Raw genomic sequence first — 24,049 nt, forward strand, 5'->3', positions numbered from 1 at the left:
GTAGCATCCCCCTCAATACACCAAAATCCTATGGTTGTTTTGGTCGTTAATGTACAATTGTCCCTGTCGATTGAACGTGATGCTTGAAGGCGCATACAAACTGGCAGGATTTACAGAACCACCAGTACAAGCCCCGACATTGTTTGACACGGCACAAGTAAGGTTATTGTATTGACCAAATACGGCCACTGCTGTATGACCAGTGGTTTGTGTCGATTTAGGAAAGACCACCACACGGTTGTTACCAGTATCGGAGACATATAAGTTTTCACTTTGGTCGAGGGCAATCCATGTAGGATTGTTCAAAGCTGTGGCTGATGCGATCGATAATGTATTGTTTGTAAAATTCGATTGGCCATAGACCCGCGTTGCGGTTGTGGATCCAACTGGGAAGTACAATACTCGGTGGTTCGGAGAATCGGCAACATACAAGCCACCTTTGGAATCGACAGCCATTCCAAATGGTCCGGTAAATCTCGTTTCCGAGGTACCGTTAGTACTACTTGAAAAATCCACTTGTCCATACACCCTTGTTGCCGTTGTGGATCCAGGTGGGAAGTAAACGATACGAATGTTGAAAGCTTCAGCAACATACAGTCCACCTTCAGGTGATAAGGCAACGGCGCGAGGAGCATTGAATGCCGTATCTGATAAACCAGTAATTGCAGTTGTGTAACTCGTTTGACCGTAAATTCTAGCCGGTACATTGGATGAATTAGGAAAGTACAAGATTCTATGGTTGCCAAGATCAGTGGCATATAAGCCATTCTCTCGGTCGAGTATGATCCCTCGGACTGAACTCATATTTCCCGCTGATGCGGTTCCACCTCCACAAGATTGATTGTTATTGGCGATATCACAATTGAAGTTTCCAAATTGACCATATACAAATGTCGATTGATTGGTATTAGGTGGAAAGTATTGGATCCGATTCACCCCTGCAATGTAGACCCCACCATCGGAATCAGTCACCACACCTGTTGGCGAGCTTAAGTTTTGGTTATTGGGATTGGGACTATCCAAACAACTTCCATTATTATAAGCGGACCTACAAGTAAGCGAACCATACTGGCCGTAAACAAAAGTCGCGGAGGGTTCTGCCACTTGTAAGGTAAGATTCACGGTGGCAAAACCAGGGCTATTCCGAGTGACTCGGACGGTGGTTGGTGCCGTGACGGAAAGAGTAGTGCCTTTGATTTCTCCCGTTGCCGGATCAAAACTAAGACCAGATGGTAAATTCCCTTCGATCGCATAACTTGAATTTGTCTCAAATTCAGGTAAGATGGAAACTGGAAAATTTAAATAAAAACGAAATTGGGTATAACGGTAACCAAAAGGGGGAACATCCACCAGTTTGTAACCGCAATGGTAAGAACCAGAGGCGGTACTTGCTTGTAAAATAACAGTGGGAATAAAGTCATCGGACTTTAGATCACAAAGGTTGTTTAGGCCCTCTGGTTTGCAAGCATTGGCCACAATTGGAAGAGAGAAGAGGAATATGATCTTGTAAAAAAATTTCCATTTTAGCTTTTGGTGAACAATGATTTCCACTTGGAAGGTTCCTTCAGTTTTTTTCGACTCAATTGAAAGACTGGTACGGGAGTGCCCACTCCCTTCAAGGTTGCTTTTTGTTTGCGATAAAAGTAACCATGCTCTTTGACCAGAGATTCGGATCCTGTTGCATTCCAAACGGTTTCACTGAGCCAGACCTCTCCCGATTTGGCAAGGCCTTGCACCCGTGCGGCAATGTTCACAGATTGTCCAAAATAATCGAGGCGTTCATCATTGACAACCGCTAATGCGGACCCTTCGTTCAGTCCCACCTTCAATCCAATTTCGTAACCTTCTTCTTTCCACTGTGTGTTCATGGATTCAATTCGTTCCATCATTTCTAAAGCTGCGAGTAACCCTTCGGTTGGAGTGGAAAAGGTAGCCATGATGGCATCTCCCATGGTTTTGACAATGGCACCTTTGAACTTTCGCACAATCTCTGTTAGGATCCGAAAGTGTTCTTGTACCAATTTGTACGCGAAAATATCCCCAGCTGTATCATACATTTCTGTAGAACCCTTTAGGTCAGTGAACATGATTGTAAGTGATTTCACATTTAAATTTAAATCGGGAGATAGTTTTTGGATGCGGAATAGATCACGGAACGATTGGTTGTTTAACAACATCTTCGCTGTTAAAAAGGAATGGCGTATCGTCGGATATTCTTTTGCAATCCGACCTATTTCATTTGGGTTTGGTGTTAGGACATTCAGACCCACTTGGAAGCGAGTACGGTTGTGAATCGTAAACTTGTGTGTTCCCAACGGAATGGAGATTGTATCTGGTTTCATCCCACTTTCCATCAAATCCACTAAATACGATTGGTTGGAAGGTGGCAAACTTGGATCTACCGAAAATAGGCACATGGCATTTCGGTCGATACTCACAAATTGTACGAGATGGCCTTGTAATCCGCCGAAACTTGTCTCATAAGTAAAATGATAGGCATCATCTGGTTTTATCTTCGCATAATCTTTGATTGTCGACTGGATCCAATCCCTTAGTTCGGTTGACTTATCAAAGTTTTCGGAGAAAAAATAGCGAAAGTAGTTTTGTACATCCACAAAGGGATCAATTTCGTTTTTTTGAAGAGAAGGGTGGATTTGGAAGGCAACTTCCACCTGGTCGTCTAGTAATGTTGGAACTACAATATTACAAGATACACAATGGAATTCTTTTCCTTCGATTTCATCCAATTTATGATGGCTATGGACAATTCCACCGCACATCGGACAAATCAAATTATAAGCAAAATCAAAAAGTCCAACTTTTGCCGCGTGCACAAAAAAATCCACAGAGTCATTTTCGCTTACATTATGTTCTGCGGCAAATTTCAGTGGATTGACACGGAGCAGTTTCCAATCATCGGAATGGTTTACGTAATTCTCGGCGACCTTTAAGATTTCTGGTTTTAAAACGGGGAAAGTTGTCAGTGTGTCAAATTTTTGTTTGATGATAGAATGATTCAATCCGTGCCCTCTAACTTAGCAACATACGGTAAATTACGAAATTTTCCTTTATAATCGAGTCCATATCCCACAAGAAAATCATCTTCGATGATAAATCCAGGATAATCCACAAGGATATGTGGGTTTGCCTTTTGCTGTTTCCAAAAAAGAGCTGCCACTTTTAAATCCTTTGGATTTTGTTTTTGGACTTCGGTCAGGAGGTATTCCAAAGTTTTCCCCGTATCCACTATGTCTTCGACAAGCAAAACAGACTTGTTTTGCACAGATTTTTTTAATTCTTTCGTAATTTTGAATTCTCCAGAAGTGGTCCCGTCACCATAAGAAGAAGCTGCCATAAAATCGACTTCATGAGGGATGGCAATACTCCTGCAAAGATCCGCCGTAAAGATAAACCCGCCATTGAGAATCCCAATGACAACTAAATCTTTACTTAAAAAATCTCGAGAGATTTCGCGTGCTAATTCTTCGACACGGTGGTGGATGCGCTCTTCTGAATACAGTGGTTTCATTCTTTCCCTATTTGCCCAGGGATCCAGAATACTACTAATTGGCAACTTCCCCAACTAAGATTTTTCCAAGAATCCTCAGAAAAACTAAGCCCGAGAAAGGAAGCAGTTGGGAATTTTTGGAAGAGGGATTTTTCTTTCTCCCCCAAAACAAGGGAAGAGCCCAATTCTTCGAGTCCTGGATTGTGACCGACCAAGCAAACGGAACGAGTGCTAGACGGAAGGCCATGCAAAACAAATAATAAATCTTCTTTGTCTGCGTCGTATAAGTTTTCGCGGATTTCAGGTTTTGGAAACCGGAGGATTTCCTTACGAAGTGAGGAATAGGTTTTTAAGGTTCGTTCGGAAGGGGAAACCAAACATTGGTCAAATTCAAACCGGCTTTCTTTGAGATACTCTCGTAAAGCTTTGGATTGTTCTTTTCCCCTGCGGGACAAAGTCCTTTCCAAATCGGTTTCGTACGGTAAGTCCCATTCAGACTTCCCGTGCCGTAAAAGATAAATATGTTTCATACGAATAGTTTAGTCGAAACATTCGCTTTAGAAATCACGAAATCGCTATTTTTGTATTTCTTTTTCGTATTTCGAAATGAGTTCGTTATTGTTTTTACAGGAAAATTTTGTCCGCATTTGGTTTAGGTGGTATTCCACCGTTTTACGGGATTTTTGGATGCGGTCTGCCACTTCATTTTGGGAAAGGCCTTGCACGAGTAGGTTCAAAATTTCCATTTGGAATGCAGAGAATGGAAGTTGGACTTTACTCACCCCGTCAGATACAAATGATCCACCCTTCATCACAAGTTGGATGACTTCCGGAAGTTTGGAGATAGGGTCAGATTTTAGCATATACCCATCAGCTTTTGATTTGAGAGCGTCTTCTACATACACTCGGCTTCCATGTAACGAGAAGATAATGACCTTTGTGGGTTGGTGTTTTTCTTTGATTTCGCGTAATACATCAATTCCATTCCGATCCGGTAAATCAATGTCAAGGACTAGGACATCGATCGGATTGGATTCGAGGAAGGAAAACAAATCGGCAGCAGTTCGAAATTCTCCGGCAAGAGAAAAGAAAGGATTGGATTTCAGAATAGATATGATTCCTTCAGTGACAACGGAATGGTCTTCTAAGATAGCAATTTTAACAGATTCCACAACCTTATGATTTTCAGAGTCTCCTTCTCATCTATCCAAAAATCTTTTTGTAACTCAGTAAAATTTTGTCGTTATCCCTTAATTTTTCTTTTGGTCTTAGGTGGAACCCTTTCCTGTCGGTTTGACTCCTATCCCACTTTGCTTGCCGACGAAGGTGTTTTGGATACGGAATTCGTTGATTTCACGAAGGAAACCATTCCTCTGATCGGCCAATGGGAATTCTATTGGAATGAATTTTTAAACCCAAACCAGAAGTCCCCACCAAACAAAACGTATCTCAAAGTGGGTGTACCTTGGTTTTCGCAGGCCAATCAGGCAGGTGAAGATTATCCCAGTTATGGTTATGCGACCTACCGTCTCCGTGTTAAATTACCCAAACCAACAAAGAATACGAAAGCCTATGCGTTGTTTGTGCCAGTCCTCCATAGTGCTTACAAAATGTACGCAAACGGGAAGTTGATTGCTGAAAATGGAAATTTGGGAATCAACGTTGCAACCCACCAACCTTCCTTTCATACAAAAATCCTTCCACTAGCGGTTGTGAGCGGGGAATTGGACTTGGTCATCCATATCTCCAATTTTTCGCATAAGTATGCCGGGATTCATGGACTCATTCGGTTAGGACATTTGGATCGAATCATTCCCCTTTGGAATGTGAACTATACCGTCTCCTGGATGATCTTGTTGTTTATGGGAATTTTGTCCCTCTATCATATGTTAGTGTATTTTATCAATCGGTCTGAAAAAAACGCATTACGAATGTCATACGTCTATTTAGGCATTTTGATTTTAAGCTCTACTCTGATCGAATCAAGGATATTGTTTAATCTACTTCCCGATGTGTTTTGTATGCCACTCTTTCGATTTTCAAGGATTGGAATTGTGATCGTTTTGTATTTTGGAGCATCCATCCTTTTAAACTTAGCACAAATGCGTGTGTTTAAAAAAGTAATTTCATTTTTAAAATTGTATTGTTTAACCTTTTTAATGGTATCGGTTCTCACTCCAGTCCGACATTTATCAGAAATTACTTTTTATTTTGAAACTCTTTCCGGATTTTTTATTCTGGTGAGTTTGGTTTCCGTTTCCCTTGCCCTATACTTACAAAGAAAGGATAGCAAATTGTATTTTTACAGTTTAGTCCTTGCTGTTTTTGGTGGCATTATCGATGTGTATCTGATTTCAAATCCTAACTTCGGTTATAGGCCGATGGGCCTTGTTTCCCTTTATTTGTTTATTTTACCTCAGACTTTAGGTGTTACGTTTGGTTTGGTGCGTGTTTACAAACGTTCCGAATCCATCTCAAAAGAACTCTACAAACGAAAAGAGGCATTGGAGAAAAAAGTAAAGGCTCGTACGGCCGAGTTGGAAAAAGCCAATCGATGGAAGGCGAATTTCGTTTCCCTCATTTCGCATGACCTCCGTTCGCCGCTCAATAGTGTCAATCAGATCCTAGATGTGATCGAATTTAGTTTTGATGAAACATCGGTAGAGGAAAAAAAGAAATTTTTAGGCATTTGTAAATCGGGAGTGAGCCAATCCCTTCGGATGTTGGAACAACTTTTAGATGTCAGTCGATTTGATGCCTTTGGAACCAAACTCATCCAAACCAAATTTTCGGTGAACGAACTCTTAAACGAAATCATTGAATCCATCGAACCTCTTGCGACACTCAAAGGAATCCGAATCCAAAAAGACACACCGATCGAAGCAGAAATCATCGCTGACCGTACTTTGATTGGAGAGGTTTTCAAAAATATCCTTACCAATTCGATCAAATACTCGTATTTGAATTCAGAAGTTTGGGTTGGAGTTTCGTATAAAGGAAAATGGTTGTCTGTAGAAATCCGAGACCGCGGCCTTGGTATGAGTGAAGAACAAATCCACAAATTAACCGGCGATGAAAATATCAAAAGTACACCAGGAACGGCTGGCGAACGTGGGACAGGTCTTGGATTACAACTTTGTATGAATATCCTAGAAGTTCATTTCGGGAAACTCAGAATTAAGTCAGTTCTCGGTGTTGGTTCTTCCTTTGAAATTTCTTTGTCGAAAAGCACCAAATCTGTATTACTTGTAGATGATTCTGGAAACTTTCGATCGGAATTAGCAGAAGTTATGCGAAGGAATCAGTGGATTGTAATTGAGGCAGGCAATGGTGAAGAGGCACTTTCCCATTTGGCAAGGATCACACCTTCTCTCATCATCACTGATTTGCATATGCCAGGAATGAATGGAATCTCTCTCATCCACGAATGGGAAGGAAGGCGAAACCAAAACCAAAAAATCCCCATCATCCTTATCAGTTCCGATGCCCCACTGAATGGAGGGGAAACCTTCCTGGAAGAGGAAGGTTTGGAAACCGTAGTCTCTGCTTATTTTTCAAAAATGTACAAAGCAGAGGACCTTTGCCAACAAATTGAATTCAGTTTAGAAGAGTAGTCGTTCCATATGATTTTTGATATGGAGGGTATGTGCCAAGTCATACTCTTCTTTTGTTAATTCGCCGTATGCAAAGTGGGGCCGTAAACTTGATTCCGCCGTTTTGGAAAAACGGTCGATGGCTAACAAAAGGCGTTTTGCTCCGAGTTTCACTTCCGTGTTGTTTGGAATCTCTTCTGCGCTCGGGATTGGTTCTTCCAAACCATGATTCATTTTGTTTTTGAAGGCAAAAACAGAAAACGCGATTTTCCCTACCGAACCTCGAAAGAGAGAAGACTTCATTTCAGGATACCCACTCAAAGAATACTCAATGCTTTGGGCACAATGGGATAAAATTTTTCCGAGGGTCCAATTTCCCTCTACTTGGTACGCTTCTGGTTTGGAAAGGAGTTGGGTTACTAAGGTTTTGTAGTCACCTAAATCTTCTGCATCCATCCATGGGGAAGTTTTTTCCGAAGGATCTGGAGGATTTTGATCTTCGTTTGTCTCACCGAGTAATGGAAGTTGTGCGACTGAAAAAGTAAAAGCGGAACGTTTGATGAATTCTTTACGTTTCATATTATTTTCCCCTAAGAGCAATTGGTTTTTCAGATTTGGTTCGGAGTTTCATATTGAGAAATTCTACGATCACAGAAAAACACATCGCAAAGTAGATGTAACCTTTTGGAATATGAAGTTCTAATCCTTCGCCTAACAAAGCAACACCAATCAAAATCAAAAAACTGAGAGCAAGGATTTTAATGGTTGGGTGGCGGTCCACAAAATCAGAAATGCTTCCACTTGAGAGCAACATAAAACCAACGGACAAAACAACGGCCGTGATCATAACACCCAATTTGTCTGTCATTCCCACAGCGGTTATGACGGAATCCAATGAAAAGACAACATCTAAAATCAAAATTTGAACGATCACTTGGGTAAAGGAAATTTGTTTTTTGGAGTCTTCGCTTAACGAAGATTCTCCTTCCAATTTGTGATGGATTTCGGTGGTGGACTTAGCGATGAGAAAAAGTCCTCCCGAAATTAAGATGAGGTCCCTTCCACTGATTGCATGTTCCATTACCGTAAACAGTGGAGTGGTGAGTTTCATGATAAACGATAAGGAAAAAAGTAATAAAATGCGAGTTCCCATCGCCAAAAACAAACCGATTTGTCTCGCTTGTTTTTGTTTGGTTTTGGGCAATCGGGATGAGAGGATGGAGATAAAGATGATATTGTCAATGCCAAGGACAATTTCCAAAGCAGTTAAGGTGAGAAGGGCAAGCCAAAGTGATGGATCGGAAAGGAGTTCTATCATAACCTGTCCCAAACTGTTTGAAGGAAAACAAGAATCAATTCAATTCTTGGGTTTAGGATTTCCAAGAGTCAATTTCTTTGAAAAAAATACCAACCTTCACATTCCTTTACCAAACTCACACCCTTCCAAAACGCCAAATTTTCTTTGGATTCGGTAATCCCCCATCCGAAGGAACCAAAGGGTTTCTCTTTGAAATTTTGATCCCATGAGGTGTTGGCAATCCAAGGGTAATACACACCGTCTTTGGTGAAGGGAACTAGATTCCAATTTTGGTCGGAAAATGTATAACTGTATTTGATTGGCCAGTACGTGGCTGCACCTGGGAGGTTTGGGTCAAACTGCGAGAGGCATTCCATTCGATGGTTTCGTTTTGTTTCTCCAGCTTTCACTAAGGAAACGAGTTCCGTATGTTTGCCTAAATAATACCAAAAACATCCAATCACCAAAACAATGGGAAAAATCCATCGAAGGAAAGGGATTCGTTCCAGGATCCGAAACGAAAAATATAAAATACCAAAAGGCAAAAAATACAAATAACGAATGTTTGGTTCTACTTGGATGGCATACAAAAATAACACTGTGATGAAGGGAGATAGGTATAAAATAAATGCTAAGAAAAAATCCTTTCGGGAGTGAAGGAAGAAGGATAAAATTCCATACACAACTCCTATGACCAAGTACCAGTAAAACCACTGAGAAAGCAATTCTTGGTTCCTAAGTGATTGCAGGTATCCTTGCCAAAGCGAATTTGGATCGGAAACAAGTAAAATTCCAAAACGTTTCAGTTGGGTGAAAAGTAGGACATTGTCTGTCCCAATGGTCCCAATTCCCATGAAGCGTAAGCCTTTTGTGATGGCCTTTGCCAAATGGAATCCAACCAAACAAATGAAAGTTGGTCCAAGGGAGCTCCATCCTAACCTTAGGATCGCAAAGAGAAATAAAAACGGGACAAATTGTACAAAAAACCAATATTCGGAAACCCAAACGAGTGTCATTAGGATGAGAAACCGAAACCAAACTTTGACTTTTTTTGGATTCCAATGTTCCAATTCGTACAGAGTCCCTATCGCAAAGAAAAAGACCATCGCATGGAACCCAGGCAAATAAAATTGCCCTAGAGAATTGGGATAGAAACCAGCTAAAAACAAAAATCCTAGAGCAACTAAATAGGAGTAACGTTTTGGCATTCCCAATTGTCTGGCAAAAAAAAACGGCAATACAAAGGAGAAAAACCCAAATACCAAATGGAACCCATATACAGATGGAATGACTGGAAATAGTAGGATCGCGATTACGATTTCAGGAAAGAGATAGGTGCAAGGTGGTAAGTTCCAACCACGAATGCCATTGAAACCACCAGCCCAAAAATCCCGCGCGAACAAATAGGGATACAGCACATCACTATCCGTAACTTCTCCTAAATGATTTTCGTAGATCACATCATATAACAGATGGAAGCTGGCAAAAATCCCGAAAAGGAAAAGAAAGGGTTTGAAACATCGGAATTGTTTCACTGATTCAAACAACCTTTGGGAATCCATTTTCTTTGGACGTCTCTTGCGGTTCTTTTCCTATGTGGCACTTACTCACGATTCTTTTTATACTCAAAGATCTGTTAGTAACTAGGGCATTTTCGTTCAAAGACCTTAAATCGTTCTGGAAACTCAAGTTCCACAACAATGCGTTTGTCTGGTACAAAAGGATGGGGGAAATCTAGTTTTTTGGCAAAAAGTAAAAGCCCATACTGCGTGTAATCTTTTGCGGACCTTGAGTACAAACTGTCCCCAACCACAGGACATCCCACTTTTGCCATATGAACACGGATTTGGTGGGTACGACCTGTTTCCAGGCCGAGCTTCATCAAACTAAACTTACGTCCTGTTTGCGTTTGGACAATTTTTTCGGTTTTGTAATGGGTGATGGCCATTCGTCCATCTTCTCTGACACACATTTTGACTCGTTCTACGGGGTGGCGGCCTATGGGAAGACTGATCGTTCCTTCTGCTTCCACGGGTGCTTGCAAAACCCAAGCGTAGTAGGTTTTGTCCACAAGTCTGTCTTGGAAAAGTTTGGATAACGCGGCATGGGCTCTGTCCGTTTTCGCAATGATGAGAACCCCTTCTGTGGGTTTGTCCAATCGGTGCACAATACCTGGACGGCGTTCACCACCTGTGCCTGATAGGTTTTTGAATTGGTGGAGGAGTCCATTCACAAGGGAAGGCGAATCATCCCCAGGTCCACTGTGGCAAGCGATCCCTGCTTTTTTATGGATGACCATAAATTCATCTTCATCGTACAAAACAGGGATATCCATTGGGATCGGCTCCAAACGAGAAGGGGGTCTTGCGATGACATCCACCACATACTCTTCTCCCAAGGCCACCTTATAGCCGTTTTTATGTACGACTTGGTCCTTTGTTTTGTTTGTCACAAAGCCAGAATCGATCCATTTTTGGACAGTAGAACGGCTAAGGTCGTCGCCAGCGTTGTCTTTTAGGAAAACGTCTAAGCGACTTTGGTCATAATCTTCGGAAACGGTTACAAATATTTGCATTTTCGGTTGTTATCTAATGAAAAGAACTAAACTATGGAAACATTAAGGTAGGTCAACTGATGAAAAAAGGATTTTTTTTAAGCCTCATCCTCCTCGTAGGTCTTTCTATTTCATTCACGAATTGTTCGTCTTCTGAAGAAAAAGAAACTCCAAAAGAAACGTCCACAACTACGGACAACACAACTGCAGTTTCTTCCAGAGATCTCAACGGAGCTCTTTTGGACGAAATCAACGTAGCACTCAAAGACTACCGTTACCCAGATGGCGTTCGTCGCAGAGGATTTAGCTACAAACAAGCAGACATCCAAGCAGAAGATTTCAAAACTTGGGCAAAAGACAATGTTGCTTACATCAAAGACGCTCTTGCAAAACTCCCTGAAGGTTATGCATTAGAAATCACAGGACATGCAGATGCATCTGGTCCAGAAGAAGCAGAAGGTGCGAAAAAAGGAAACGGATACTACTCACAAATTCGTTCTGACGCCATGAAAGACGCTCTTGTCAAACAAGGGATCCCTGCAGAAAGAATTGTAACAAAAGCTGCTGGTTCTTCTAAACCAATCTCTGGTTTTGATGAAAAAGACGCGATCAACCGTCGTGTGACTTTCCAAGTTGTTTCTAAATAAGAAATTCGATTTTCTTACCTAGAGACCTTTCTCTAATAAAGGCCCACCACTTGGTGGGTTTTTTTATGCCATTTTAGTAGTTGCGCCTTCCAAATATTCACTTAACGTGAAGCCACTTTAAGGAATTCATTTAACATTCACTTTCATGCCAGCATCAAGAAACATTTGGATCGTTAAAGGTTACGAAATGGTAGCCATCGATGGATTTGACAATTTGAAAATCGAAAGGTTAGCCAAAGCTGTTGGAAAACCGAAATCTTCTTTTTATTTTTTGTTCATTGATTTGGAAAATTTCACAAAACAAATGATTGAATTCCATTTGAACCAAATTTTTGTCTGCGTTAACAGGTGGATTTTTATTAGGTTGGGGGGTGACAGTATGGATGTTGGCAGTATTGGTTTATGATAAGGCGCCTGAGGAAATTAGAAAAGCAGTTTTATTTGGTTTGCTTTCTTGGTTTGTTTTGGATAGTGCGGGTTCTATCGCTTCTGGGAATCCATCAAACGCATTGTTTAATATATTAGTTTTACTGATTGGAGTAGGTCCTTTGTGGATTCCTGCTAAAAAATAATCCTAAATTCCTTCCTTACCATTGAATGCTAGGGAAGGATACAACCTCACAAATAAGAATGTATCAATTCTCAATCGGATCATTTTTCTAATGCATCGAATGAAAATTTCTTTCCGAAACTTTGTCATTTTGTTTATCATTCTCGCATGGCATCATCGATTGAAGAATATATTGAATCCCTTTCAGAAGAAAGAAAAACTGTTTTTTCTAAACTTCGTAAGGTCGTAAAAACCAATCTCCCCAAAGGTTTTGAAGAAACATTTCAGTACAATATGATCGGTTATGTGGTGCCAAAAAAAATGTACCCGGCTGGATACCATGTAACACCAGAGCTTGCACTCCCTTTCCTCCATATCGCTTCCCAAAAGAATGGACTTGCCCTTTACCATATGGGAATCTATGCCGATCCAAAATTACTCAAATGGTTTCAGACAGAATACCCAAAACATTGTAAAACAAAATTGGATATGGGGAAAAGTTGCATTCGATTCAAAAAAATAGAAGGAATTCCATGGAAACTGATCGAGGAACTTGTTTCCAAAATGGGTCCAAAAGAGTGGATCGATCTCTATGAAAAGAATTTGAAGAAGACAAAAGAAAAAAGTAAAAATGGAGAATAGAATTCTATCAAAATTTAAAAGATGACACCTTGCAGATGTATGATGTTCAAAAATTGACATCGTTTTCGTCAAAGAATAAAAAGGATGATACTCTTAATTTTGTTTTTGGCTTCCAACATCTAAAAATGATGGTAAACCTTGAGTTGATAATTTTGTAAAAAAATCGGAGACCAATTCTGAATCAAAGTCGGTCCCAGATAAAACTAAGTTACGAATTAAGTTCCAAAAGGCTCCTGCTAAGCATTGATTCACAAATTGGTAAGGTGGGAATTTCTCTTTATAAAGTTTTCTTAATGGTTCGTGTGTTCGATACGATTCTTCTGTGATAAAATCTATAATTCGATAGGTAACGGATGCCGGAATTGAATTTTGAAATAACATTTTGTAAAATTGAATATTGGCTTTCGTGTTTTCTAATGCATAGTAAGTCAATGAACGTCCATTGGCTAGTAAAGTTTTTGGATCTACCGTAGGTGATTCTGATTCCATTTTTCTATAGAAATCAATATAAGTTCGATATAGAATATCCTCTTTATCAACAAAATAATGATAGAAATTGACGCGAGTCATACCTGCTCGTTTTGCAATGTTTTCTATACTGATTTTTTCGTATGGAGTGACTAAGAAAATTTCGTGGAAGGTGCGAATTAATTTTTCGTAGGATTCCGAAATTTTATCTTTTTTATTATACATCTGTAAAATATTATCTCCTTGAAATGGTGAATAAAGTTTCGACATTCACAGATACATATTTCAGTTTAAGTCTATGAAATTCATCAACCTTTTAAAAGTATTTGGACTTGGATTTACTTTGATCACCTGTTCCTCTTCCTTGGAAAAACCTAAAAGTTATGCGGAGATCTCCTATTGGCATAGATACCAACATTTCCTACCAGATGACTTAAGGTTTAGAAAATACAATTTACCAACTGAAGAATATTTTGAGTCGCAAGGATATCAGGTTCATTTGGATCGGTATCCGAAAAAAGATGCTAAGTGTAAAATTTTATTAATTCATGGAGGAGGAGGGAACGGTCGTATCCTAGGTACTTTGGCTATCGGTTTGGAACATTTAGGATGTGAATGGTTGGCACCTGACCTCCCTGGATTTGGCCTCACGAAAATTCCATCAGACAAAGCTTTTGTTTCTTATCAGGATTGGGTTTTAGTATTAAACGATTTGATTCAAAAAGAAAAAAATCCAAATCAAAAAATCATTCTATTTGGACTTAGTATAGGAGGAATGCTTGCCTATCATACAGCTTCCGAAAACGGAGAAGTGGATGGCCTTTTAGCGACCACGTTAGTTGATCCGAGAGAATCAGATGTACGAGATGCAATTTCATCCAATTGGTTTTTTAGTCGCATTGGAATGCCACTAAATTCTTTTTTTTCCTTTGCCACAAATAGGATGTATTTCCCAATCAAGTGGTTTAGCAAAATGGAATTCATTACAAATGATCCGAACTTTTCGAAAGTATTTTCTAATGATCCATATGCAGGCGGTTCTAAGGTTAGTCTTGGTTTTTTAAATACATTCCTCAATTACAAACCTAAAATCGAACCAGAAACTTTTCGAGTCTGTCCTGTGTTACTTGCTCATCCAAGTATCGATCCATGGACACCAACTCATTTGAGTAAACGATTTTTTGACAAAATTCCAACAACAAAAGAATTTGTCTTACTTGTCGGAGCAGGTCACTTTCCTTACGAGGAGCCTGGTGTCAGTTTGCTGAAAGAATCTGTTACAAAATTCGTCTCAGATTTAAAAATAAAATAAAGAGATCTGATTTTGTGTATGAAATCTTTTTGTGATTTTAAAATGGATGATAAATTTGAAAATGAATCCCTTGGTATATTTGTTTTTTAAATATCTAATTACAGCGGCTCTTGTTGTGCTGGTATCGGAAGTGGCAAAACGGAATGACCGATTGGGAAGTCTTATCGCTTCCCTTCCATTGATCACTATCCTAACACTGATTTGGTTAAAATTAGAGAATGCATCAGTCGCAAAAATTTCAAACCATGCGTACTATACGTTTTGGTTTGTTTTGCCAACATTGCCGATGTTTTTGTTTTTTCCAAAACTGAATCCACTGATTGGTTTTTGGTTGGCACTTTTTGTCAGTATCATTCTTACATTTGTTTTGTTTTATTTATTCCAATTGGTCCTCGGTCGATTGGGGATTCATTTATTTTCATCATGAGGCAATCTGAAAATACTAAGTTTGATTTGGAATCTGTCCCAAATGAGTCTAAGTCATATGCAAGTTGAATTTTATACAAAATGGGAAAAGGACTCAAATTTAATCACCACAAGGTTATCAGGCGCCATTACAGAAGCAGATGCAATCGAATGGGAAAAGGATCTGACCCAAGTGTTACAAGCGCTTCCGGAGGGGACCAAATTCAAAATATTTGTCAACTTTTTTGAATTGAATCCAAGTTCTGTCAGTGCGCACAAAGCATACCGAAATGTGATGCCACTTCTTTTGAGTGAATATGGTTGGAGGATCGGTTATTTGGATTTATTTGAGGAGGCCAATGGTTTAAAAATTACTTCCAATAAAGATATTCAATGTTATGCGGCAGTTCATTGTCATCATGATAGCTACAAAATACAAGAATATGAAAAACGATTCGGAAAAGACAATGAACATTTTTATGATGATCCAATTGTATCAGAAGAATGGATTCGAAATTTTCAAATGTTAGATCCCGTTAGGTGAAACATACTTCGGAATTTCTTATTTAAAACTTTGAAAAATTGCTAGAATATTCATGATGATCCGTCTACAATAATTTGAATTTTGAAATATTAGGAATCCAAGAAACGAGATAGGAACCATCATGAAACTAAATTTAAAAATGCCAAATGATCTAAAGTTTGCTTATCAAAATGAACTAAAAAAATACAAAGAAGCTTTAGCACATAAGAACGATTCGTTGGCATGGCTTCATTTGGAGCGAGCCCATATCATTGGACAATACCATCCAGTTTCACATACGGGTGTCCATTTCAGGATGTTTGTTTTTGGAATCAGAAAGTTCGATTTCAATGAAATTTTAGGACAATTTGTGCGAATGAGTTTTGGTTGGATTGGGAGTCTATTCAATCGGATCCCAATGGGAAATACTGGCAGTGCAACTGTACCTATTTTTGCTCCCATGCCGATTCCAGAAGATCTAAAATCTTTACTTTGGAATGCAGATACTGAAGCAAAAGGATTGTCTGGCTTTAAACAGTAAACGGTTCGACGTTTACGTCAATCATACTGATGACAAATAAATTCGCCTCACATGCGCTAGGTATGTTTTTGATACTTATCTTATTTTTCGGCTACCAAAAGAAATAGAGATGCGTCCTCATTCATAAATACTTTTTTTTCTTCCAAAATAGTAGATGAAGAAACGTTGCGAAATCCAATTTTCAGGAATAATTCCCTTAAAGTTTTTTGATCAAAACCATTATGCACTTTTGGATGGGAAACTTTCTCGTTTTTGTCAAAGTCCACGAGAAACAGTTTTCCACCCGGTCTTATCAAACGATAAAGGAATTGGATGGCCGATTCTGTTTCGGGAATGTGTAAGAGTACAAGTGACAATAGGATCTCATCTACTGGCAAAACATTGGAACCAGCCAAATCACCCACTGCCATTGTTTTTGTATTTTCTATCCCATTTGCTTTGATTTTGGACTGTAACACTTCTAACATGACAGCTGAGTCATCGACAAAGACCACTTCCTTGTACTGTGCTGTGAGAGGGATTCCGAGTAGGCCTGTCCCACATCCAAAATCGAGTAGGGTTTTCTTTGTTCCAAGTGAGAGAGTTGGATTTAATTTTTCTAAAATGCGTCTGGCAAGTTGGATTCTCTCTTCTGTATCATATTGATTTGCAATTTGATTGAAAACGTTTGGTTCCATTTGGAATCAGCAAAACACAATCCCGTCCCATTGTCGTGAAAAATTCATTTACGAAAGAAGGATTCCCAAGAGATTAGAAGTACACATTAGAGGTTTCTATGCCAGAATTCTTTTACGCCGATCCCTTCCCACTCACACAAGACACTACCGAATACAAACTTTTGACAAAAGATTATGTCAGCACAGTCCCCTTTGGCGATAAAGAAATATTGAAAGTGGAACCAGAAGGCCTCACCTTCCTTGCAGAAAAAGCGATGGAGGATGTTTCCTTTTACCTACGAACGGCTCACTTGGAAAAGGTACGAAAAATTTTAGACGATCCTGAATCAACACCAAATGATCGTTTTGTGGCAATGGCATTACTAAAAAATGCAGTGATCGCTGCTGACAAACAATTGCCATCCTGCCAAGACACAGGAACAGGCATTGTCATGGCAAAAAAAGGTGAGTATGTCATTACAGGTGGAGATGACGCCGAAGCACTTTCCAAAGGAATTTATAATACCTATGTGAACCGAAATTTACGTTATTCACAAGTGGTTCCGTTAACAATGTATGAAGAGGTAAACTCTGGTTCTAACTTACCTGCTCAAATTGATATTTATGCAACACCAGGTGACAAATATAGTTTCCTCTTTTTGGCAAAAGGTGGTGGGTCGGCGAACAAAACATATCTTTTCCAAGAAACCAAAGCACTGCTCAACCCAACCTCTCTTGAAAAATTTATCGCAGACAAAGTCTCCAATTTGGGAACAGCTGCATGTCCTCCGTATCATATCGCTGTTGTGATTGGAGGAACTTCCGCTGAAGCCAACCTAAAGACCGTAAAACTTGCGTCAGCTGGTTATTTAGACCATTTACCAACAAAGGGAGATAAATTTGGCTCTGCATTTAGAGACATTGAATTGGAAGAAAAGATGCTTGCAGCAGCTCAAAAATCGGGTATTGGTGCACAGTTTGGTGGAAAGTATTTAGCACATGATTTTAAAGTGATTCGCCTTCCGCGCCATGGAGCTTCCTGTCCCGTTGGTCTAGGTGTGAGTTGCAGTGCCGATCGTAACATCAAAGCAAAGATTACAAAAGATGGAATCTTTTTAGAAAAACTCGAATACGATCCAGCCAAATTTTTGCCAACCATTGATGAAGTGGATTCCAATACGGAATCGGTACACATTGATCTTAACCAACCAATGCCAGAGATCTTAAAAGTTCTGACCAAATACCCTGTGAAGACTCGAGTGATGCTTAGCGGGCGTTTGGTGGTTGCCCGTGATATTGCCCATGCCAAACTCAAAGAAAAATTGGACAAAGGGGAACCACTCCCTGAGTATTTTAAAAACCACCCAGTGTATTATGCGGGCCCTGCAAAAACACCGGAAGGTATGCCATCTGGTTCTTTTGGTCCAACCACAGCTGGTCGTATGGATAGTTATGTGCCTGTTTTCCAAGAAAAAGGTTTTTCCATGATCACACTTGCAAAAGGCAATCGTTCTAAAGTAGTGACCGACAGTTGCAAAAAAAATGGTGGGTTTTATCTTGGATCCATTGGGGGACCTGCGGCATTACTTGCAAAGGAGAACATCAAAAAGGTGGAAGTATTGGATTTTCCTGAACTCGGAATGGAGGCGGTGTGGTCCATCGATGTGGAAAATTTCCCTGCCTTTATCGTAGTTGATGATAAAGGGAATGACTTTTTCCAAATGTTGAATTAAAAATCGCTCCAAACAATTGATAGGTGTAACGATCGAATCAAAACTCAATCGTTACACCAGGATTTAAAAATATTAGATTGCATTGGTAAATCAAATCCTGAGATGAAAGTATCATATTGATTGATTTGAAACATTTTTTCCAATCAGATACTGAATCAATTTCTTGAAACTACGAGGTTCTTGTAAGATGGAAATTTGCAAAGAAAGAATATGTTTTCTAAAAATAGGTATCATCTTATTTTCCCTTTCCCTCTTCAATCGAACCGTTTTATCCGAATCGGTAGATATGGGATCTGTTCGATGCCCTAAAAATTACAAGTGTTTGCAGACATTTTATTCCCCAGGTTCGTTTTTAAGTGTCCGTAAATTAGATTTATCTTTTCTCGGAACTCCTCACCCAGAGGCATTTGATCCAATTACATTGCTCGCTGATCGGAACGGGAAGCTAAAAGAAGTTAAAATCGCTGAAAATGTTTATTATTACCAAGCGCTATGGAAAGGTAATGAAATTTTAGTCAGTAGATTTGATTTAGATATTGGTAAGAGTCTTCGCACTTTGAATGTGGGAACAGTATTGCTTTTGAACGATCCAAATCCAAATGCTAAAGTTTTAACGACAATCCCGATGAATATTGTTTTGGATGTTGAAGAAAATACAAATCCACTAATGAAAAGATTAGGATATGTTAAAGTGACTTATCATGATAAGGTTGGTTGGGTAAGGCGAGATTTACTGAGTGATGATGAATTTGACATTCAATTTTACCAAATGAACTTAATTAATCTTGTGAAAGCACATACATTCACTGCGAAAGAAGATAATTTTAAAACAGAATTAACGATCACAGGGGAAGGATTTATTGTTTCTACTTGTAAGGTTGGGGAACTAGATTGTTCAGCAACATACCGAATGGGTGAGTCTAGTTTTGGAATGCCAGAAGAAGCAGTTTACTTTGATCTCACAGTAAGTGATGGAAAGCAGTATTTTTGTGAAATGAGAAGAGTCGACTTCGTTGGAGAATTGCAGCGAGTGATTGATGGATACATCACAGAGGATGAATTGGATCCTTTTATCAATTGTAGTCTCAGTGAGAGTGAAACAATAGAAGAGGAAACTGCAGAAGAATCTTCGGATGAAAAGGAATGAGTTTGCTCTCGTTGGACAATATGGGATTAAGTAATTTCGGAATCGATCATATAAAAATTCAATCATCCAAAAAAATAATGTTGATGATAGCATTACTCTTTCTAATTACAAATTGCTGTTTGGTTCCAAAACACAAAGTTAGTGCACGTTTTTCCGAATATCAAATTGAAACTACGGTTGATTCAGAGTTAGCAAAATATTATTTAGAATCATTTAATCAAAGTAAAATTAATCATCCAGAATTTGACAAAGTCATAAGAGGTATATCTGCTGAATTCAATGATCAAAAACCGAATCGAGATATTTTAAAACAAATTTCTGATAAAACTTCTATTGACTTTGCTGCATTGTATTTCGCAAGACAAATGTTAAATGATAAATCAAATTTAATCTTACAGAAGCAGTTTCTATTGAATTTAGAGTATGTCAAAAATCAGAAAATACAATACAACGATTCAAAATTACTCATTTTGTTAGTTCCTGGATTCGATTATGTAGAAAATGGTAAAGTGACTGGTGCAGATTTTGCGAAACCCAAAGAATTGCTTTCGCAAACAGGGATTCAAGTTCAGCTAGTGGGAATTGATCCAATTGGGAGTGTTGAAGAAAATGCTGCATTTATCTCAAAGACAATCTCTTCGTTCCCGAATAGAAATATATTAATTGCAGGAGCGAGTTCGGCTGGCCCGGCCATCCATTTGGCATTGGGTGAATCATTAACATTGGATCAAACAAAACAAGTAAAAGCATGGCTTAACTTAGGAGGAGTTTTGCAAGGAGTTCCAGTTTTAGATCAGTTTTCGATAGGGATCAAAGGATTTTTATTCAAAACGATTGTTTGGTTTAAGGATTGGCGAATCAAAAGTTTTCAAAGTATGCAAACTGCAGTCAGCAGAGAGAGGTTTAACAGAATCAAATTGCCTGGGCACATCTATACGTTAAATTACATTGGTATGTCTCTCTCTGGTGATATTTCCAGATTTGCATATGATAAATATTGTTTGATGCGAGAAGATGGACCAAATGATGGATTATCACTGCTACCAGATTTAGTTGCGCCAAATAGTCATACGATACTCGCTCCAAAATCAGACCATTTTTTTGCAGAAGATCCGGAAATTGATATCAAAACTTTAGCATTATTAAAAACAATTTTAGATCACTTAGGTTATTAAATAATAGTTTAAATTGAAAGAAATCGCATAATACAATTTATGCGAATAATTGAAATTCATTTTAATTTTAGCATCAGTTCATTAGATTTAGGCCTATTCTCAAAATACTTTTCAATTCGTTAGTTGAAACTTTCTGTGAGGTTTGAATCGATTCTTACACAATTGGATTCGAATTCTTCAATGATCTAAATAGGTAGAACCAAATTCTTCCCTCCAATACGCAACACCTGCATATCCTCCTTGGATACATTTTTGTTCCCATGTTCTTAAAAAATTTAAGGTAGGTAAATAGTGAACCTCACCCAAATGATTGAATTTGACGTAGTCGGTTTTTGCATTTTGAAATTCAGGTAAGTGCATCCAATGTTGAATGGGAACTACCTTGCCAAATTTTCCCGATTTTAATTTTGCATAACCATACAATGGTAGGCCTAGATAGATTTTCTTTCGTATGGCTTCAATTGAAAACGGATGGGAAGGGTTTAGTTTCTCATCTTTGGCTTTTGGTTTTTGTTGATCTGGAATCGATTGGGTATGGATCGTTTTGTTTGGTTCAAATTGCATTAATTGCGTTTCGATCGATTTTAAATTTGTATGGATCCAATTGGAAGAAGAAACTGGCCCTTCTGCCGTTCTTGGACTATGTTCATCGTAGAACATAATAATCCAATTATCTGAACAAACAAATAATTTTTGTAAGTCGTAATAACCATTTTGGTCAGGGTGATCCGGAGGGAAAATAGCGATTGAAAACATCCAAAGCGAATTAAAATTTTTTATCTCGGTGAATAGTGAACAAATAAATTTAGAATATTCTTTTTTTGTTTGGATCGGACTCATTTCCGCATCGAGGATCAATCCAGATAGATTTTTATAATTTGAAGATAAGTTTTCTAAAGAATTTCGGAATTGATGTAAAAATGATTCAGTATTTGTTTCTTTCCAAACTCTGAACTCGGGTGTAACCATCAGATAATAAGAGTGAGTTGGAAATGAAGTTGGTTTCCAATAAATTTGTCCATTTTTTTTGAGCATTGCTTTAACGAAAATGGTTTTGTAATTGTATCGATTTGATTTCCGGATGTGGTTTGTAAAAACAAGTTTTTTATCTAAAGATAAGGTATTATCTAAAATTGATTCACATAAAATGTTGTCGAAATGTAAAAGTAATAGGATCAATACTGCAAAAACATGTTTCATTACTTTGAACTTACTTATTTCCCTTAAAAAGATGATAGGAAATTTTAATTCGGAAGTTTTTCCATAATCTGATTTAAATAATGAACCAATTCTCGGATTTCTTTTTCTTCAAAAACGGAAGAAAATAAATGAATCGCCGGTTTAAAAATTACGTCCGAATCGAAAGTCACTTCTTTTTCTGCTCGTTCTGTAAGTTTGATACGAGTTGCCCTTCTGTCAGTCTCATCCGATTGTCTTTCTACAAATCCATCTTTTTCCAATCCATCGACGAGAAGTGTAATATTGGTCGGGCTAACAGTCAATAAGCGACCCAATTCACTCATCTTGAGAGGGCCTTCTTTCCTTAAGATACATAACAAATTATGCCTAGCGGAAGATACACCACTTTCACGGACCATTTTATCTATCCATTTCGTGTATTTGGGGCCAAACTCTCCGAATGTTTTCAATAAAAGTAGAACACTATCCTCTTTTGCTTTTCTTTTCATATGAGTCCTCAAATCAAACGGTGCATTTTCATAAAAAACAGAATTCCTCATCTCGCCAACTAGAAATGTACTTGCTTTTTTCATATACTAAATATATTGAATATATAGGTATTTAATATGAAGGTATTTGTTGTCACGGGTGCAACCGATGGAATCGGAAAAGCCTTTATTGAAACATGTCTCGAGAAAACTGAGATTGGGAAATTACGTATTATCGCCATTGGCAGATCGAAAACGAAAATGGATGCCCTATTAGCAAGGGAATTACCCGAAAATGTAGAATTAGAAGGGCATTGCGGAGACTTCTCAGTGCTTGCCAATATTAAGAAATTAGTTAAAAGTTTAAAAATAGATCCTTTTCAAATCAATTTGATCTTTCATTCAATGGGCATTCTCAACCCTAAGAAGTCGAAAACAAACGAAGGGATTGAAATCAATTTTGCTACTAGTTTCCTCTCTCGATTTTACTTAACAAAACTTCTTTTTGAGAATCAAATGATTGGAGGAGATTCAGTTTTGGTGAACATTGCAGCTTCCTCAGAAAAAATACCAAATTATTTGAAGGTTAACTTTGCGAACCATGAAGAAAATGATGTACGAATGGGAATGGCTGGTCATGGGCAGGCTCAACTAGCCAATGATTTATGGGTAGTGGAAGTTGCGAAACGTTACCATCTTTCAACCATTGGAATAGGACCAGGCATTGTAAAAACGAATATCCGAAGAGAAATTCCAAACTTTTTTGAATATTTAATTGCACCTTTTTTTATTTTTAAAACCAAAACTGCCAATGAAGTTTCGAATGAATTGTGGAATGTCATTCAAAATGAATCTCCAAAAAAAGGGAATCATCGATTTTATAAAGATCAGAAATTTTTTGATGGTGATCCATGGATTTTATCTGAAAAAAATCGTAAAAATTTATGGAATCATACAGAAAATAAAATCAAATCTATATGAGGATATACAGATGAGAAACATATTGATTTATATCATTCTTTTTTTTGGAATTATCAATACGGTTTTAGGTGAAGAAATTTCTTTTCCGAAAGGACAAAGTTGTGTCGCTTGGAAAACAGACAAAACTCTAATTGTTGTGAACAAACAATCACCGGTTGGTTTGAATTGCAAAATTGAATTAAAAATTGATCAAAGTAAATTAGGATATAAATTTGAAGGAAAGTTTCCTATTTCCAATTTTAATAGCAATCAAGAAATGAGGGATAATGAAGTAAGAAAGTTATTAGAAGAAGAGATTCAACCCAATTTAATTTTTATTTCGAATCTGATATCATTTAGTGAGTGGACTCAGAAAAAGAATACTAACTTTGAATTAAAAGGGATCTTCAGAAAAGGGAATCGTGATTTTAATTTGACCTTTCAGGTTACTAGAGAAATTCAAAATGGAACTGGGGTTTGGAAGGGAATGACCAAAACCAAATTTTCTGAATTGGGAATGGTCCCTCCCAAAGTCGCATTTGGTATTGTCACAAGTGTAAATGATGATTTAGAACTACATTTTCAATTTATAGAATCAGAAATACCAATACTTTCCGTAGAACCTGAAATTTGGAAGGAAACAAATAGCAATGGTTACGAAACAGTCTTCC

Annotated in this window: 26 protein-coding genes; 13 read left to right on the forward strand and 13 right to left on the reverse strand. The window is 38.3% G+C overall.

Features of this window, described 5'->3' with window-relative positions; genetic code table 11:
* Nucleotides 1-12: 12 nt before the first annotated feature.
* From EHQ62_RS02945 to EHQ62_RS02965, 5 genes are read right to left on the reverse strand one after another with little or no spacing between them, the layout of a single operon-like run.
* Complete coding sequence (locus EHQ62_RS02945; protein ID WP_135640760.1) at nucleotides 13-1,551, reverse strand: NHL domain-containing protein; 1,539 nt, start codon at nucleotides 1,549-1,551, stop codon at nucleotides 13-15.
* Complete coding sequence (locus tag EHQ62_RS02950) at nucleotides 1,524-3,020, reverse strand: adenylate/guanylate cyclase domain-containing protein (protein WP_135640761.1); 1,497 nt, start codon at nucleotides 3,018-3,020, stop codon at nucleotides 1,524-1,526. The genes EHQ62_RS02945 and EHQ62_RS02950 overlap by 28 nt, the downstream gene beginning before the upstream one ends.
* Nucleotides 3,017-3,529, reverse strand: a complete 513-nt coding sequence (gene hpt, locus EHQ62_RS02955; RefSeq protein ID WP_135632925.1) for a hypoxanthine phosphoribosyltransferase — start codon at nucleotides 3,527-3,529, stop codon at nucleotides 3,017-3,019. Before hpt ends, EHQ62_RS02950 begins: the two co-directional genes overlap by 4 nt.
* Nucleotides 3,526-4,038 carry a SixA phosphatase family protein gene (locus tag EHQ62_RS02960; protein ID WP_135632923.1) on the reverse strand — a complete coding sequence of 171 codons (513 nt, stop codon included), beginning with the start codon at nucleotides 4,036-4,038 and terminating at the stop codon, nucleotides 3,526-3,528. Before EHQ62_RS02960 ends, hpt begins: the two co-directional genes overlap by 4 nt.
* 45 nt (nucleotides 4,039-4,083) lie before the next feature.
* Nucleotides 4,084-4,680 carry a response regulator transcription factor gene (locus EHQ62_RS02965; protein WP_015676622.1) on the reverse strand — a complete coding sequence of 199 codons (597 nt, stop codon included), beginning with the start codon at nucleotides 4,678-4,680 and terminating at the stop codon, nucleotides 4,084-4,086.
* Between the two features lie 159 nt (nucleotides 4,681-4,839).
* Here EHQ62_RS02965 and EHQ62_RS02970 point away from each other — a divergent pair, with 159 nt between their 5' ends.
* Nucleotides 4,840-7,122, forward strand: a complete 2,283-nt coding sequence (locus EHQ62_RS02970) for a hybrid sensor histidine kinase/response regulator (RefSeq protein ID WP_482793324.1) — start codon at nucleotides 4,840-4,842, stop codon at nucleotides 7,120-7,122.
* Here the strand turns inward: EHQ62_RS02970 and EHQ62_RS02975 are convergent.
* The 4 genes from EHQ62_RS02975 to EHQ62_RS02990 form a co-directional block, all read right to left on the reverse strand.
* A complete protein-coding gene (locus EHQ62_RS02975) occupies nucleotides 7,111-7,680 on the reverse strand; it encodes a DUF1569 domain-containing protein (RefSeq protein ID WP_135640763.1) in 570 nt (189 codons plus the stop codon). The two genes, EHQ62_RS02970 and EHQ62_RS02975, sit on opposite strands and share 12 nt — an antisense overlap.
* A 1-nt stretch (nucleotide 7,681) precedes the next feature.
* Nucleotides 7,682-8,416: a TerC family protein gene (locus EHQ62_RS02980; RefSeq protein WP_208720611.1), complete on the reverse strand. Its 735-nt coding sequence runs from the start codon at nucleotides 8,414-8,416 to the stop codon at nucleotides 7,682-7,684.
* 71 nt (nucleotides 8,417-8,487) lie between these two features.
* Nucleotides 8,488-9,960, reverse strand: coding sequence for a hypothetical protein (locus EHQ62_RS02985; protein WP_167482829.1), 1,473 nt, complete (start codon nucleotides 9,958-9,960; stop codon nucleotides 8,488-8,490).
* Between the two features lie 74 nt (nucleotides 9,961-10,034).
* Complete coding sequence (locus EHQ62_RS02990; RefSeq protein ID WP_135640765.1) at nucleotides 10,035-10,973, reverse strand: RluA family pseudouridine synthase; 939 nt, start codon at nucleotides 10,971-10,973, stop codon at nucleotides 10,035-10,037.
* A gap of 56 nt (nucleotides 10,974-11,029) precedes the next feature.
* Here EHQ62_RS02990 and loa22 point away from each other — a divergent pair, with 56 nt between their 5' ends.
* The 3 genes from loa22 (at nucleotide 11,030) to EHQ62_RS03005 (ending at nucleotide 12,791) form a co-directional block, all read left to right on the forward strand.
* Nucleotides 11,030-11,599: an OmpA family outer membrane lipoprotein Loa22 gene (loa22, locus tag EHQ62_RS02995; RefSeq protein ID WP_208720613.1), complete on the forward strand. Its 570-nt coding sequence runs from the start codon at nucleotides 11,030-11,032 to the stop codon at nucleotides 11,597-11,599.
* A gap of 332 nt (nucleotides 11,600-11,931) precedes the next feature.
* Entirely contained in the window at nucleotides 11,932-12,171 is a 240-nt protein-coding gene (locus tag EHQ62_RS03000) for a hypothetical protein (protein WP_208720608.1), read from the forward strand.
* 146 nt (nucleotides 12,172-12,317) lie between these two features.
* Nucleotides 12,318-12,791, forward strand: coding sequence for a DUF1801 domain-containing protein (locus tag EHQ62_RS03005; RefSeq protein WP_135640767.1), 474 nt, complete (start codon nucleotides 12,318-12,320; stop codon nucleotides 12,789-12,791).
* Between the two features lie 93 nt (nucleotides 12,792-12,884).
* On the opposite strand, the gene EHQ62_RS03010 is transcribed toward EHQ62_RS03005, so the two are convergent.
* Entirely contained in the window at nucleotides 12,885-13,484 is a 600-nt protein-coding gene (locus EHQ62_RS03010; protein WP_208720609.1) for a TetR/AcrR family transcriptional regulator, read from the reverse strand.
* Between the two features lie 73 nt (nucleotides 13,485-13,557).
* On the opposite strand from EHQ62_RS03010, the gene EHQ62_RS03015 reads away from it, so the two are divergent.
* The 4 genes from EHQ62_RS03015 to EHQ62_RS03030 all read left to right on the forward strand — a co-directional run bounded on the left by EHQ62_RS03015 (nucleotide 13,558) and on the right by EHQ62_RS03030 (nucleotide 16,040).
* Nucleotides 13,558-14,571 carry an alpha/beta hydrolase gene (locus EHQ62_RS03015; RefSeq protein ID WP_135640769.1) on the forward strand — a complete coding sequence of 338 codons (1,014 nt, stop codon included), beginning with the start codon at nucleotides 13,558-13,560 and terminating at the stop codon, nucleotides 14,569-14,571.
* A 70-nt stretch (nucleotides 14,572-14,641) separates the two neighbouring features.
* Complete coding sequence (locus tag EHQ62_RS03020) at nucleotides 14,642-14,998, forward strand: DUF3147 family protein (protein ID WP_135640784.1); 357 nt, start codon at nucleotides 14,642-14,644, stop codon at nucleotides 14,996-14,998.
* 42 nt (nucleotides 14,999-15,040) lie between these two features.
* Nucleotides 15,041-15,520 carry a hypothetical protein gene (locus EHQ62_RS03025; protein WP_244241609.1) on the forward strand — a complete coding sequence of 160 codons (480 nt, stop codon included), beginning with the start codon at nucleotides 15,041-15,043 and terminating at the stop codon, nucleotides 15,518-15,520.
* 121 nt (nucleotides 15,521-15,641) lie between these two features.
* Nucleotides 15,642-16,040, forward strand: coding sequence for a DUF3703 domain-containing protein (locus EHQ62_RS03030; protein ID WP_135640770.1), 399 nt, complete (start codon nucleotides 15,642-15,644; stop codon nucleotides 16,038-16,040).
* A gap of 80 nt (nucleotides 16,041-16,120) precedes the next feature.
* Here the strand turns inward: EHQ62_RS03030 and EHQ62_RS03035 are convergent, their stop codons facing one another.
* Nucleotides 16,121-16,717 (reverse strand): class I SAM-dependent methyltransferase, encoded by a 597-nt coding sequence (locus EHQ62_RS03035; protein WP_135640771.1) that lies wholly within the window; start codon nucleotides 16,715-16,717, stop codon nucleotides 16,121-16,123.
* A 98-nt stretch (nucleotides 16,718-16,815) separates the two neighbouring features.
* Here EHQ62_RS03035 and EHQ62_RS03040 point away from each other — a divergent pair, with 98 nt between their 5' ends.
* The 3 genes from EHQ62_RS03040 (at nucleotide 16,816) to EHQ62_RS03050 (ending at nucleotide 20,751) form a co-directional block, all read left to right on the forward strand.
* Nucleotides 16,816-18,429 (forward strand): fumarate hydratase, encoded by a 1,614-nt coding sequence (locus EHQ62_RS03040; RefSeq protein ID WP_135640772.1) that lies wholly within the window; start codon nucleotides 16,816-16,818, stop codon nucleotides 18,427-18,429.
* Nucleotides 18,430-18,616: 187 nt separating this feature from the next.
* Complete coding sequence (locus EHQ62_RS03045) at nucleotides 18,617-19,576, forward strand: SH3 domain-containing protein (RefSeq protein WP_167482830.1); 960 nt, start codon at nucleotides 18,617-18,619, stop codon at nucleotides 19,574-19,576.
* Nucleotides 19,577-19,659: 83 nt separating this feature from the next.
* Nucleotides 19,660-20,751 carry a hypothetical protein gene (locus tag EHQ62_RS03050; RefSeq protein ID WP_135640774.1) on the forward strand — a complete coding sequence of 364 codons (1,092 nt, stop codon included), beginning with the start codon at nucleotides 19,660-19,662 and terminating at the stop codon, nucleotides 20,749-20,751.
* A gap of 177 nt (nucleotides 20,752-20,928) precedes the next feature.
* Here the strand turns inward: EHQ62_RS03050 and EHQ62_RS03055 are convergent, their stop codons facing one another.
* Together EHQ62_RS03055 and EHQ62_RS03060 are read right to left on the reverse strand one after the other, a co-directional pair.
* Complete coding sequence (locus tag EHQ62_RS03055; protein WP_135640775.1) at nucleotides 20,929-21,951, reverse strand: glycosyl hydrolase family 18 protein; 1,023 nt, start codon at nucleotides 21,949-21,951, stop codon at nucleotides 20,929-20,931.
* A 44-nt stretch (nucleotides 21,952-21,995) separates the two neighbouring features.
* Complete coding sequence (locus tag EHQ62_RS03060; RefSeq protein WP_167482831.1) at nucleotides 21,996-22,439, reverse strand: MarR family winged helix-turn-helix transcriptional regulator; 444 nt, start codon at nucleotides 22,437-22,439, stop codon at nucleotides 21,996-21,998.
* Between the two features lie 117 nt (nucleotides 22,440-22,556).
* Here EHQ62_RS03060 and EHQ62_RS03065 point away from each other — a divergent pair, with 117 nt between their 5' ends.
* Both EHQ62_RS03065 and EHQ62_RS03070 read left to right on the forward strand, forming a co-directional pair.
* Complete coding sequence (locus EHQ62_RS03065; protein WP_135640777.1) at nucleotides 22,557-23,399, forward strand: SDR family NAD(P)-dependent oxidoreductase; 843 nt, start codon at nucleotides 22,557-22,559, stop codon at nucleotides 23,397-23,399.
* A 10-nt stretch (nucleotides 23,400-23,409) separates the two neighbouring features.
* The coding region (locus tag EHQ62_RS03070) for a hypothetical protein (protein WP_135640778.1) at nucleotides 23,410-24,049 on the forward strand (640 nt) is incomplete at its 3' end.

The sequence above is a fragment of the Leptospira jelokensis genome, from assembly GCF_004769635.1.
Lineage (GTDB): Bacteria > Spirochaetota > Leptospiria > Leptospirales > Leptospiraceae > Leptospira_A > Leptospira_A jelokensis.

Excerpts from the sequence above, each read along its gene's own strand:
- hpt (WP_135632925.1), bottom strand. The coding sequence starts at position 3,529 with ATGAAACCACTGTATTCAGAAGAGCGCATCCACCACCGTGTCGAAGAA.
- EHQ62_RS02960 (WP_135632923.1), bottom strand. The coding sequence starts at position 4,038 with ATGAAACATATTTATCTTTTACGGCACGGGAAGTCTGAATGGGACTTA.
- EHQ62_RS02975 (WP_135640763.1), bottom strand. The coding sequence starts at position 7,680 with ATGAAACGTAAAGAATTCATCAAACGTTCCGCTTTTACTTTTTCAGTC.
- EHQ62_RS02985 (WP_167482829.1), bottom strand. The coding sequence starts at position 9,960 with ATGGATTCCCAAAGGTTGTTTGAATCAGTGAAACAATTCCGATGTTTC.
- EHQ62_RS02990 (WP_135640765.1), bottom strand. The coding sequence starts at position 10,973 with ATGCAAATATTTGTAACCGTTTCCGAAGATTATGACCAAAGTCGCTTA.
- EHQ62_RS03005 (WP_135640767.1), top strand. The coding sequence starts at position 12,318 with ATGGCATCATCGATTGAAGAATATATTGAATCCCTTTCAGAAGAAAGA.
- EHQ62_RS03010 (WP_208720609.1), bottom strand. The coding sequence starts at position 13,484 with ATGTATAATAAAAAAGATAAAATTTCGGAATCCTACGAAAAATTAATT.
- EHQ62_RS03015 (WP_135640769.1), top strand. The coding sequence starts at position 13,558 with ATGAAATTCATCAACCTTTTAAAAGTATTTGGACTTGGATTTACTTTG.
- EHQ62_RS03025 (WP_244241609.1), top strand. The coding sequence starts at position 15,041 with ATGAGTCTAAGTCATATGCAAGTTGAATTTTATACAAAATGGGAAAAG.
- EHQ62_RS03030 (WP_135640770.1), top strand. The coding sequence starts at position 15,642 with ATGAAACTAAATTTAAAAATGCCAAATGATCTAAAGTTTGCTTATCAA.
- EHQ62_RS03035 (WP_135640771.1), bottom strand. The coding sequence starts at position 16,717 with ATGGAACCAAACGTTTTCAATCAAATTGCAAATCAATATGATACAGAA.
- EHQ62_RS03040 (WP_135640772.1), top strand. The coding sequence starts at position 16,816 with ATGCCAGAATTCTTTTACGCCGATCCCTTCCCACTCACACAAGACACT.
- EHQ62_RS03045 (WP_167482830.1), top strand. The coding sequence starts at position 18,617 with ATGGAAATTTGCAAAGAAAGAATATGTTTTCTAAAAATAGGTATCATC.
- EHQ62_RS03050 (WP_135640774.1), top strand. The coding sequence starts at position 19,660 with ATGATAGCATTACTCTTTCTAATTACAAATTGCTGTTTGGTTCCAAAA.
- EHQ62_RS03055 (WP_135640775.1), bottom strand. The coding sequence starts at position 21,951 with ATGAAACATGTTTTTGCAGTATTGATCCTATTACTTTTACATTTCGAC.
- EHQ62_RS03060 (WP_167482831.1), bottom strand. The coding sequence starts at position 22,439 with ATGAAAAGAAAAGCAAAAGAGGATAGTGTTCTACTTTTATTGAAAACA.
- EHQ62_RS03065 (WP_135640777.1), top strand. The coding sequence starts at position 22,557 with ATGAAGGTATTTGTTGTCACGGGTGCAACCGATGGAATCGGAAAAGCC.